At 37.9% G+C, this 11,652-nt stretch carries 11 protein-coding genes; 10 read left to right on the forward strand and 1 reads right to left on the reverse strand.

All coding sequences use genetic code 11. The annotated features are described in order from the left end of the window. The 3 genes from ACJML3_RS09520 to ACJML3_RS09530 all read left to right on the forward strand — a co-directional run. The coding region (locus ACJML3_RS09520) for a cysteine desulfurase family protein (protein WP_406022699.1) at positions 1-799 on the forward strand (799 nt) is incomplete at its 5' end. After that, on the forward strand, positions 800-2,119 hold the full coding sequence (locus ACJML3_RS09525) for an aminopeptidase PepB (RefSeq protein WP_406022701.1): 1,320 nt from the start codon (positions 800-802) through the stop codon (positions 2,117-2,119). It begins immediately after the preceding gene. A gap of 3 nt (positions 2,120-2,122) precedes the next feature. After that, positions 2,123-2,851, forward strand: a complete 729-nt coding sequence (locus tag ACJML3_RS09530; RefSeq protein ID WP_406022703.1) for an NAD-dependent deacylase — start codon at positions 2,123-2,125, stop codon at positions 2,849-2,851. Here ACJML3_RS09530 and ACJML3_RS09535 read toward each other — a convergent pair. Then, a complete protein-coding gene (locus tag ACJML3_RS09535) occupies positions 2,848-3,051 on the reverse strand; it encodes a hypothetical protein (RefSeq protein WP_406022705.1) in 204 nt (67 codons plus the stop codon). The genes ACJML3_RS09530 and ACJML3_RS09535 overlap by 4 nt on opposite strands. 302 nt (positions 3,052-3,353) lie before the next feature. On the opposite strand from ACJML3_RS09535, the gene rlmN reads away from it, so the two are divergent. The 7 genes from rlmN to ACJML3_RS09570 form a co-directional block, all read left to right on the forward strand. Beyond that, positions 3,354-4,454: a 23S rRNA (adenine(2503)-C(2))-methyltransferase RlmN gene (rlmN, locus tag ACJML3_RS09540; protein WP_406022707.1), complete on the forward strand. Its 1,101-nt coding sequence runs from the start codon at positions 3,354-3,356 to the stop codon at positions 4,452-4,454. A gap of 3 nt (positions 4,455-4,457) precedes the next feature. After that, on the forward strand, positions 4,458-5,987 hold the full coding sequence (locus tag ACJML3_RS09545) for a helix-turn-helix domain-containing protein (protein WP_406022709.1): 1,530 nt from the start codon (positions 4,458-4,460) through the stop codon (positions 5,985-5,987). Between the two features lie 10 nt (positions 5,988-5,997). Next, a complete protein-coding gene (ispG, locus tag ACJML3_RS09550; protein WP_406022711.1) occupies positions 5,998-7,077 on the forward strand; it encodes a flavodoxin-dependent (E)-4-hydroxy-3-methylbut-2-enyl-diphosphate synthase in 1,080 nt (359 codons plus the stop codon). Between the two features lie 20 nt (positions 7,078-7,097). After that, positions 7,098-8,378 (forward strand): histidine--tRNA ligase, encoded by a 1,281-nt coding sequence (gene hisS / locus ACJML3_RS09555; protein WP_406022713.1) that lies wholly within the window; start codon positions 7,098-7,100, stop codon positions 8,376-8,378. Between the two features lie 10 nt (positions 8,379-8,388). After that, positions 8,389-9,090, forward strand: a complete 702-nt coding sequence (locus tag ACJML3_RS09560) for a YfgM family protein (RefSeq protein ID WP_406022715.1) — start codon at positions 8,389-8,391, stop codon at positions 9,088-9,090. 33 nt (positions 9,091-9,123) lie between these two features. After that, the gene (locus tag ACJML3_RS09565) at positions 9,124-10,659 is read left to right on the forward strand and encodes a PQQ-binding-like beta-propeller repeat protein (protein ID WP_406022717.1); all 1,536 of its coding nucleotides are present in this window, start codon (positions 9,124-9,126) and stop codon (positions 10,657-10,659) included. A 109-nt stretch (positions 10,660-10,768) separates the two neighbouring features. Then, the coding region (locus tag ACJML3_RS09570; RefSeq protein ID WP_406022719.1) for a GTPase at positions 10,769-11,652 on the forward strand (884 nt) is incomplete at its 3' end.

Consider the following 11,652-nt stretch of genomic DNA (forward strand, 5'->3'; position numbering starts at 1 on the left):
TCCAAGATCTGATGGTGTAATTACAAGTCAGATGGTAGATGCGGCAATTACAGATGAAACCTTCCTAGTAACTATTGCTCAGGCAAATTCTGTATTAGGTGCGATAAGCGATATTCATGAAATTGCATCTGTTTGTCATAAAAAGGGAGTGTTCTTCCATTCTGATACCGCTCAGAGTATTGGCTACCTTAAGATGGATTATGACAACAGTGATATTGACATGGTTACATTAACCTGTGAAAAGGTTTGCGGTCCAAAAGGAGTCGGTGCTCTGTATGTAAAGCGCTCATCAAATGTACCTTTATTTGCTCAGATATATGGTGGTGGTCAGGAAAAGGGATTAAGAGGCGGTACTGTTCCTACTCATGAAGTTGTAGGATTAGGACAAGCTTTTGAAATTCTTAAAAAAGAGGGCAGGACTGATCATGAGCGTTTTAAACTCTTAAGAGCAAGACTGATTGATGGTATTAGGGATCTTGAAGGATTAAAGATTAATCAGTCTGAGAATAATCTGCCAAATATTCTCTCAATAAGCTTTGAAAACATTGATGGTCATATGTTGCTTCCTACATTAAGTGCTATTGCAGCATCAACAGGATCAGCCTGCTCATCAAGTAATTTAAAACCATCATATATTCTAAAGGCTATTGGTCTTTCAGATGAAATGGCAAGAGCATCTATCCGTCTTTCATTTGGTAGATTTACAACAAAAGAGCAGATAGATACAGTTGTAAATGAGCTTAATGACAAGATACCAAAGCTTCGTGAATCAGGTTCAATGTGGAATGTGAGGAAATAAATGTTTAAACTTCTGTCAGTAGATTCATTATCTTCTCTTAATGTTGTTATAAATCTAAAAGAAGGTAAAGCTCAGGCTCCATTTGAGGAAGATGCAAAATTTACTCCAAATGAGAATGGTTATACCGTATATGTAGATACTAAAGAGTTCCGCTGGTATCAGAAGGCTGCAAGAGTAATTGCAAAACTCAATATCTATAATTTCTCTGTAGTTTCAGTAGCTCCATTTAAATCATTAGAGCTGTTTTATTTTCTGATGGCTCTTCATGATGGCAAACATGACTATTATGTTGCTGTTGAAAAGAATAATCTTGATCTTCAGGAAATTGAAAACAGAGTAAATCTTGTCTGTTCATACAGAGAGATTGCAGATCTGGATTCAAAATATATCACTCCTGTAAAGCTTGTTCAGACTGTATATGAACTAATCAGAAAGACAGCGGCATCAAACAGTGCATATACAAAGCTGACACTGATAGACAATAGTTCAGAAGAGTTTGATTCACTTGCAGGATTAAAGGCTGTAGGTTTGGCATCAGATAACTCACCATGCCTTGGTATTATTGATTATGCACCAAATGAACAGGCTGCTAATTCACAGGTTGACATTGCTCTAGTTGGTAAGGGGATTACCTTTGATACAGGTGGATATTCTCTAAAGCCTGATAAGTATATGGAAACTATGAGAACAGATAAGAGTGCAGCTGTATATCTTGCAGGTGCTCTTCATCTTGCAATCAGTAAAGGTTTAAACAAGCATGTAAGATTATATCTTTGCTGTTCTGAGAATATGGTATCAGGTAAGGGCATGCTTCCTGGTGACATTGTTGAATATCCAAACGGCATCAAGGTTGAAATAAATAATACCGATGCTGAAGGACGACTGGTTCTTGCTGATGGATTACTAAGAGCTCAAAAAGATGGAGCATTAGAAATTCTTGATATGGCAACTTTAACAGGTGCTGCAAAAGTAGCTGTTGGGCGTGATTTATTCTGTGTTATGACTCCTAATAACAAGATGAATGTAAAAATGCAGGAAGCTTTTGATGCAACTCTGGAAATGTACTGGCAGTTGCCAATGTTCAAGGAGCATAAGAGATTTTTATCATCAAGAAGAGCTGATATGACAAATTCAGGTCATGGCGACAGTGTGCCAGGAGCAAGTGCTGCTGCAGCTTTCTTAAGAGAGTTTGTGGAAAAGACAATTCCATGGACTCATATTGATCTGTCATCAGCTTATCTACCTGATGCAAGTCCATTTTTAGGAGCTGGTCCAACTGGATCAACAATTCTAGGAATAGCAGCATATTTGAGAGCATAACCTATGTATAAAAATATCGTTGTACTGACAGGTGCAGGAATTTCAGCAGAATCTGGCATTCCTGTATTTAGATCTGAAACAGGTTTATGGGAGCATGAGCGCGTTGAAGACGTAGCTACCTATGATGGCTTTTTGAAAAATAAGACAAAAGTACACGATTTTTATAACAAAATGCGTCAGAGCATAAAGAGCAAAACACCAAATCAGGCTCATCTATCACTTACAAGACTGCAAAGTGAAATTCAAAAAAGATATGGCGGTGTTGTTAGTATAGTTACACAGAATATAGACGATCTGCATGAAAAGGCAGGCTCTGAAAACATAATTCATATGCACGGTGAGCTTAATTCAATTTTGTGTGAAAGCTGTCAGAGCAGAGTGGAATTTTTTGACAATTCATCTGTTGAGTCAGTATGTCCTGTATGTGGTAAAAAGTCTTTAAGACCAGATATAGTCTGGTTTGGTGAAATACCTTATCAGATGGAAAAAATAGAGAAGCTGCTCTGTCAATGTGATCTGTTTTTATCTATAGGAACCTCAGGAGTTGTCTATCCTGCTGCAGGTTTCTGTCATGTAGCAAAAAGCTGTGGAGCCACATGTGTAGAGTTCAATCTTGAAAAATCTAATGTGGCAACACAGTTTCATTATGGTCTGTATGAAAAGGCTTCTGTGAGTGTTCCTGCTTTTGTCGAGCATCTTATAGAACACAATGAACTTCTAAAGGAAATTTAAGCTTTTGCTTGAATTATCAGCTCCTTTGAGTTTGCAATGAACAGTTTTCTGTATATTCTATACAGGATCTCATCTTGTCTATCCTTTGGAAGTTCATGAAACTGATGCAAAAGCTGATCCCATAAAGGCATCTGCGCAATAAATTTATTGCGATGCACCCTTATAGGATTGATAGTTAGCTTGTCATTATTCTTGAACATCTTTATATCTCTAATCTGTCTATTTACCAATCTACTATTGAGAATAGTTTCAATTTTCAAATATGCAAAGGATAAGAACCAACAAAATTTTATTTATTATCAAATTGCAATATGTTTCATTTTTTAAAGAAAAAATAAGATGCAAAATTTGACTTTTAAAGACATACACCATTTGTATCCGCATCTCAGAAATAAGATAGTATTTTTCGGAAAATTTAGCTTTGAAGAGTGTTTTTAGAAAAAAATAATATGATTAAATGATATAATTCTCATTTTGAGTGCAAATAAAAGAGAATAAGACAGTGACTGAGAAAATTAACCTTATGAGTCTTTCTCCAAAAGAACTTGGAGAATTCTTTGTTTCGATTGGAGAAAAATCTTTCCGATCACAGCAGGTATTGCGTTGGATATATCAGTTTGGTGTTACAGAATTTGATGATATGACCAATATCAATAAGGATCTCAGAGCAAAGCTAAAAGAAATGTGCACCATCAGTGCACCTGAAATTGTATCAGAGCAGGTTGCATCGGATGGAACAACCAAATGGGCTTTGGATATCGGTGATGGTCAGCTTGTTGAAACTGTTTTAATTCCAGAGCCTGACAGAAATACTCTTTGTATTTCTACACAAGTAGGCTGTCCTGTAAAATGCTCATTCTGTAGAACCGGTGCTCAGGGCTTTAACAGAAACCTTACTGTAAATGAAATTATAGGTCAGGTTTTCAGAGCTGCCACAAGAGTTGGATTCAGTCAGAATCAGGAGCAAAAACCAATTTCTAACGTTGTAATGATGGGTATGGGTGAACCATTACTTAATCTTGAAAACGTAATTAAGGTTACAGAGCTTCTTTTAAGCGATTATTCTTTTGCATTATCAAAAAGAAGAGTAACTATATCAACATCTGGCGTTGCAAATGTACTAAATTCAATTGCAGGAAAACTTGATGTTGCATTAGCTTTATCACTTCATGCTCCAAATGATGAAATTAGAAATGAACTTGTTCCTATCAACAAGAAATTTCCTATAGCAAAAGTAATGGAGTCTGTAAGAAATTACATCGACAAATCAAATGCTAATTGTGGTCGTGTAACAATTGAATATGTTCTTTTAGATCATGTAAATGACAGTGTTGAAAATGCACATGAACTTGTAAAACTGCTAAGAACAATTCCTTGCAAAATTAATCTTATTCCTTTTAATGAGCACGAATGCAGTGATTACAAAAAGCCATCAAATACCAGAATTGATAAATTCTATAAGGTTTTATTTGATGCTGGATTTACTGTAATAAAAAGAACAACCAGAGGAGATGAAATCTCTGCGGCATGTGGACAGCTTGCAGGTCAGGTAAAAGATAAGCTTGCAAGAAAAAAAATAGAAGCAAAGGTTAATCAGGGCTAAAACATGAGTTCAAAAAAGTTAAGAGCTTTAAGAAACAGACAGGACCGTTATAAAAATCAAAACATATTAAAACATGAGGTAACCGAGCCTTATATGGAAACAAAAAACGAAACATTAAGCGAGATGGAAAAGACACCTAATGAGGAGTCTTTAGGTCAGAATTTAAATGACGTGGTTGAACCTTCACAAGAAGCAAACGAGCAGGTAGCTGCTAGTGCAGATGAAGTAGTACATAATATCAATACAAATGAAGATACTCAGGATGTACTTGAATCTTCTGATTTTGGCATGATTGAAGATCCTGATGCTGTGCCTGAGGGAACATCTTTAGCTGAAGATGACGTTCCAAGAAGAGCAGGTGCAATATTAAAGCATGCAAGAGAAAAATTAGGCTTGTCATTAAATACAGTATCTCACAAGCTAAATTTAAGAGTTAATTCAGTTGCAGATATTGAGTATGACAGACTAAATCAGTTAACTGCTGTTCCTTTTGTAAGTTCTCATATTGCAAACTATGCAAAGTTACTCAATCTTGATCCGGTTTACCTTGTAAATCTATATAAAGAGACTGTGCGTTTAAGTGCAATCGAGAAATCAAAGGAAGTTGCTGCAAGAAATAAATCAGCAAAAACAGAGAGCTGGAAGAAAGTTGTTGCAATCATATTATCAGCTGCCGCTTTAATAATGGCTGTTTCCGTTGCATATATTGCATTTTCAGGTTCTGCTCCTAAGAGTGCAGGTGCTCTTGTAATAGAGGATACTGTAACTCCTGAACTTGAGAAAAATGGTGCTTTGGTTATGGATACAGAGAATTCAAAACTGAAGACAAACATCGTTGAATTACCTGAAAACAACGTTGATTTAAACACTCAGATTGCAAAAGAGCAGGATAAGACACTTAACTCAAATGAACTGATAAAGAGAAAGAATCAGCCACAGCTAACTGAAAATACAGGTAATGAGGTTGTTGCTCTTACAGTTAAGAATGCTCCTGTTCAGGAAGACGATGCTCCTCTGCAGTATGAGGAAGATGCAAACTCCCTAGTGAGCGTTGATATCGATACAGGTTCAACTAATGCCCAGCAGTCAAACAAGTCAGTTTCAAATGACAAGAAAGAAGAGACTGTAAGTATTAAGGCAAAAGATACTAAGAAAGCACAGATAACTGATACACCTGAGGTGAAAGCACCTGCAGATGAAAAAGTAAAAGAGCCTCATGAGCTAAAGGTAGAACTTTCAGCATCTACAAAAGATATTTCATCTTCTGTAAGACTGGCAACAAAGCGTGATCCTCTTGCAGGCGTAAATAGCGTAACAGTAAAAGTTTCAGGCCCTGTTGCCATGAAGATTACTGGTAATGGCAAAACACTAAAGCAGGGAAATTATAAAGCCGGTGATACAGTTGTTGCAGCAGGCTTAATTCCACTTAGAATCTATGTATCAGATTCATCAAAGATATCTGTAAAGTATGTAGGTGCAAGAGTTAGTGTACCTTCTGCAAAACAGGTTAATTTTGAGCTTCCTAAACAGTAAGAGATGAATTATGGAATGGCAGGCTCCTAAAATTCAGAGAAGAAAGTCAAGACAGATTACTGTAGGTACTGTAAAAGTTGGAGGTGATGCTCCTATTTCAGTACAGTCAATGACATGTACAGATACAATGGACGTTGATGCTACAGTAAATCAGATCTTAGCTTTGGAAAATGCTGGTGCTGACATCGTTAGAGTGACAGTACCAACACTAGAAGCAGCTGATGCTTTTGAACAAATTGTAAAGCAGGTTCATATCCCTGTAGTCAGTGATATTCATTTTGATTACAGAATTGCGATTGAATGTGCTAAAAAGGGAGCTGCTGCACTTAGAATCAATCCTGGTAATATTGGTTCACACGAAAAGATTGAAATGGTCTGTCAGGCTGCAAAAGATCACGGCCTCCCTATCAGAGTTGGTGTGAATGCCGGCTCTCTTGATAAGGATCTTTTAGAAAAGTACGGCTCACCTTGTCCTGATGCGATGGTAGAGGCTGCACTTAGAGCAGCACAGACACTAGATGAACATAATTTTACTGATTATGCTTTTTCAGTTAAGGCATCAGAACTTAATCTGTGTGTAGCTGCATACAGACAGCTTGCAAAAAAGACTGATGCTCCATTGCATCTTGGAATTACCGAGGCTGGTGGTCTGACAGGTGGTACTGTATTATCAGCTATCGGTATTGGCCAGCTTTTACAAGAAGGCATTGGTGATACTTTAAGAGTTTCTCTTGCAGCCGATCCGGTTGAAGAAATTAAAGTTGGTTGGGCAATCTTAAAGAGTTTACACCTTCGTTCACGAGGTGTACAAATTGTTGCCTGTCCTACATGTGGTAGAAGAGGAATTGACGTTGTAGCTACAGTCAATGAGCTAGAATCAAGACTTTCTGACATTCGTCAGAGTATTAAAATCGCAGTTATGGGATGTGTAGTAAATGGTCCTGGTGAAGCAAAACATGCAGATATTGCTGTATGTGGTGGAGCTAAGGGAAATTGTCTGATTTATGAAAACGGTGAGATGATGGGAAAATTCCCATGTTCTCAGGCTGTTCAAATTATTGAAGATCGAGTTAGAGCTCGAGTAAAGTAAAAAACAGGGAATATTAAAAAATGGCACAAACAGTTCAGGCTATTAGAGGTATGAACGATCTGCTACCTGAAAATACATCAGTATGGCAGAAGATAGAGAAAGTTATTCGTTCAACTCTAACTTCATACGGCTATCAGGAAGTAAGAATGCCAATCGTTGAAAAGACAAATCTTTTCTGCAGAGCTATTGGTGAAGTTACTGATGTAGTTGAGAAGGAAATGTACTCTTTTGAGGACAGATCAAAAGAGCATTTATCTTTAAGACCTGAAGGTACAGCTGGCTGTGTTCGCGCATGTATTGAACACAATATGATTTATAACCAGGAACAGAGATTATGGTATATGGGCCCTATGTTCAGACATGAGCGCCCACAAAAAGGCCGTTATCGTCAGTTCCATCAGACCGGTGTAGAGGTATTTGGTCTTACAGGTCCTGATATTGATGCTGAAATTATTGCTCTTACATATTCACTGTGGAAGAAGTTTGGTATTGAGAACGATCTTGAACTTCAGATTAACTCTTTAGGTTCATCAGAGGAAAGAGCAGAGTACAAAAAAGCTTTAGTAGCTTTCCTTGAAGCTCATTTTGATGAATTAGATGAGGACTGCAAGAGAAGAACTCATACCAATCCATTAAGAGTTTTAGATACCAAAGATGAAAATGTAGCAGAGCTTTTAAAGAGTGCTCCAAAATTATCAGATTATTTTGGTGAAGAGACCAAGGCTCATTTTGATTCTTTATTATCATATCTTGATAAGTTAGGTATCAAATATACAATCAATCATCGTCTTGTAAGAGGCCTTGATTACTATAATCTGACTGTTTTTGAGTGGGTTACCACAGCACTAGGTGCACAGGGTACAGTATGTGGTGGTGGCCGTTATGATACCCTAGTTGAACAGTTAGGCGGAGCTCCAACCAAGGCTGTAGGTTTTGCTCTTGGTATGGAAAGACTGGTTTTACTGCTTGAAACTTTACAGAAGGTTAAGGCAGATTCAGCAGCTGACGTTTATGTTTTAGGTTCAGGTGAAGGCTGCGAACTTCGTCAGTTACAGGTAAGCTCATATTTAAGAGATGCTCTTGAAGATGTAAGAGTATTCAACCACTGTGGTGGCGGTAAATTCAAAAAGCAGTTCCAGAGAGCTGATAAGTCAGGTGCTAAGGTAGCTGTCATTATCGGTGAGAGTGAAATTGCTAACAATACTGTTACAATTAAGAATATGTCTGACAAGGATTCAGAGCAAAAAGAATATACACTTGAAGAAAGTGTTAAAATAATCAAATCAATTATCAACAAGTAAGGGAAAAACAATGGATGTTTTAACAGATGATCACGAGAGAGAGCAAGTCGTTCGCAAATGGTGGTCAGAAAACTGGCTCTCACTGACAGTAGGTGTCGCAATCGCATTATCTGCTATGGTTGGTTATAAGTATTACAATTCATATCAGACTGAAAAAGCTCAGACATATGCTTATGAATTAACAGCACTAAAGACAAAGCTTGCTTTAAAGCCAACAGAGGCAAAAGCTCAGGTAGAGGCATTCTTAGCAGAGCACAAGGATGTTTATGGTTCTTTACTGTCATTAGAGCTAGCTGCTAATAATGCTGTTGAAGGCAAATATGAGGAGGCTTTAAAGAATGCTTCTTTTGCAAAGGAAAACGGCGGAAAGTTAATTGCTCCTAATGCAGCAATTATGAAGGCTCATTTATATACTCAGCTTAAGAAGTTTGATGAGGCAACAGCTGAACTTTCTTCTGTTAACTCTGATGCTTATGCAGTTGAGAAATATGAACTTGAGGGTGATATCAACCTTGCAAAGGGTGACAAGCAGGCTGCTCTTGCTTCATATAAGAAGGCAATCGATGAGTGCGAGAGCAAAAAGATTGCAATTAATACACTATTGCAGATGAAAGCTGATAGTCTTCGTAAAGATGGTGATACACCTGCTTTTCAAAGAGCAAGTGCATTAGCTGAAGATATTGCAACTTCTGCATCAACATTTAAGAAATAATAAGAATAATAAAAAACGAACAAAGGTGGCATTATGATCAAGAACAAGCTTATAACAGCAGCATTAACTGCCGCAATATGCTTTGTTATATCCGGTTGTAACTCAAATAAGGATTTGTTTGAGCCTGTAGAATCTCCAGAAGTTGAAAATGTGTTTGAACCATTGAATGTATGGTCATATTCAACACAGGGATCTGATGATTTCTTCTCTCAGCTTACACCGGTTGTTTCTCATTCTGTTATGTATGTTGCAGGAAGAGATGGAAAGATATATGCCATCAATGTTAAGGATGGAAGTAAGCGCTGGAAGATTGATCTTTCAGATGAAGAAGAGAATGATAACAAGAGATCAGCAAGACTTTCAGGTGGCGTAGCTACTCGCGGTAAGTATATTGCTGTAGGTTCAGAGAATGGCTATCTTTATGTCATGAATCGTAAAGATGGTTCAATATACTACAAAGCTTTTGTTGGTTCAGAAATCGTAACTAGCCCTGTGTTCAATGCATCAGGTGATAAGATCTTTGTTATGGATTCAGTTGGTAGACTATCTGCTTATTCTCTGAGTACAAAAGCAAAGATTTGGGAGTCTGGAGATTTATCAGAATCACTTCATTTAAGAAGTCAGTCAAAACCAGTTGCAGTTGGTGACGAGCTTGTTGTTATTGGTACAGCATCAGGCCGAGTTATGATGCTAAGTCAGATCGACGGCTTTGTTTTAAATCAGGTAGGTGTTGGTCAGAACAACGGAAGTTCTGATTTAGACAGAATGTCTGATGTATCATCAACTCCACTGTTAATTGGCTCTGAGATGTATACAACAGCCTATAATTCTGGCTTTGTAAGATATTCTCTTGAGAAACAGGCTGTAACAAGCAGACTTTCATATCATTCATCAAAGGATATTGCCTACGATGACAATTATTTTGTTCTGACAGGCGATAATGGTCATGTTTACTGTGTAAGACGTTCAGATAACGTTGAGGCATGGGTTAATACACAGCTTGGATACAGAAATGTTACAGCTCCTGTAATATATGGAAACTATGCTGTAGTAGGTGATCTTGAAGGTTATGTATATTTCATGAACCTAAACGATGGTGTTATCGATTCAAAAATCAAAGTATCATCATCACCAATTTATGTAGCTCCATTTATTGTTGGAAACTGTCTTGTTGTTTATTCATCAGACGGAAGTGTTGATCTGATCTGTTATGATCCTATTGATATGGTTCAGCCAAAGAAGAGATTTACAGATCTTGAAAAGGTAAGTGGAATTACCTCTGCACTCATTGCATCAAAGGCAATGACAGAGAATTTAGGAATCGGAACTTCAACTCGTGAAGCTATCGAGCAGCGTCGTGAAGAGGCTCGTAAGTTAGTAGCTCAAATTCAAGCTCAGGAGCGAGCAATTGAAGCTCAGATTCGAGAGTATCAGCGTCAGAAGGCTGAGTATGAGAAGCGCGTTGCTGAATATGAAAAGAAGCAGCGTGAAGAACTCAGTGGTTACGGTCTAATGCCTAGTGCTGGTGTTAAGTCCGAGGACGATGAGGAATTTATTGAAGTAGAATAATTTATTATTCTGCTTTATCAAGATGCTCCTGCACTTGCAGGAGCTTTTGTTGATTAATGAAGCTTTAAAAGAACTGTATTTTCTTTTCAGGCTCTAAGTGAGGAATACAATGAAGGTAGTAGCTTTAGTAGGTTGCCCTAATGTGGGTAAATCAACATTTTTTAATAGACTTACTAAAACTAGGGATGCTTTAGTTGCAGATTTTCCTGGTTTGACCCGTGATAGAAAATACGGACGAGCACTTTACGAAGGTAGAGAGTACGTTCTTATTGATACTGGCGGTATTGCTGAGGATGCAAAAAATCAGCCAGAAGAAGTAACAACCTCGATGACAAATCAGGCTCTTCTTGCCATTGATGAGTGCGATCTTGTTCTTTTCATGCTTGATGCAAGAGCTGGTATTCTGCCAGGTGACTACTCAGTTGCTGACTATATTCGCCGTTCAGGAAAGAAATGTGCGATTATTGCTAACAAGGTTGATGGCCTTGATCCAGAAACAGCAGGTGCTGAGTTTTATGCTTTAGGCTTAGGCGAGGTTTATCCTACAGCTGTAGCTCATGGCAGAGGTGTTAACAACGTTCTTGAAGATGTTATTGCTCCACTTCTTCGTGAGGATGGTCCTCTTGATTGTGATCTAACTCCAGAGCAGTTAGAGCAAAAGGAAAAAGAGGCTCAGGAAGAAGAGTATAAAGCTTGGGAAGAAGGCTATCAGTTCCTTGAAAATGTTCCTGTTGATATGCAGGCTGGCGGTTATGACTGGTTTGCACACAAAGAAAAGGTAAGAGCTCTACAGAAAGGCGAAGCTGCAGTTGAAGAAAATGCCACACCTTTTGCTGATCTGCCAATTAAATTCGCTATTGTAGGTAAGCCTAATGTTGGTAAGTCTACCTTAACAAACAGACTTTTAGGTGAAGACAGAGTTATTGTTGCTGATCATCCAGGTACTACCCGCGATTCAATTTATATTCCTTTAGAAAGAGAAGGTAAGAAGTA

The organism is Succinivibrio sp., assembly GCF_045124615.1.
In the GTDB taxonomy this organism is placed as follows: Bacteria; Pseudomonadota; Gammaproteobacteria; order Enterobacterales; family Succinivibrionaceae; genus Succinivibrio; species Succinivibrio faecicola.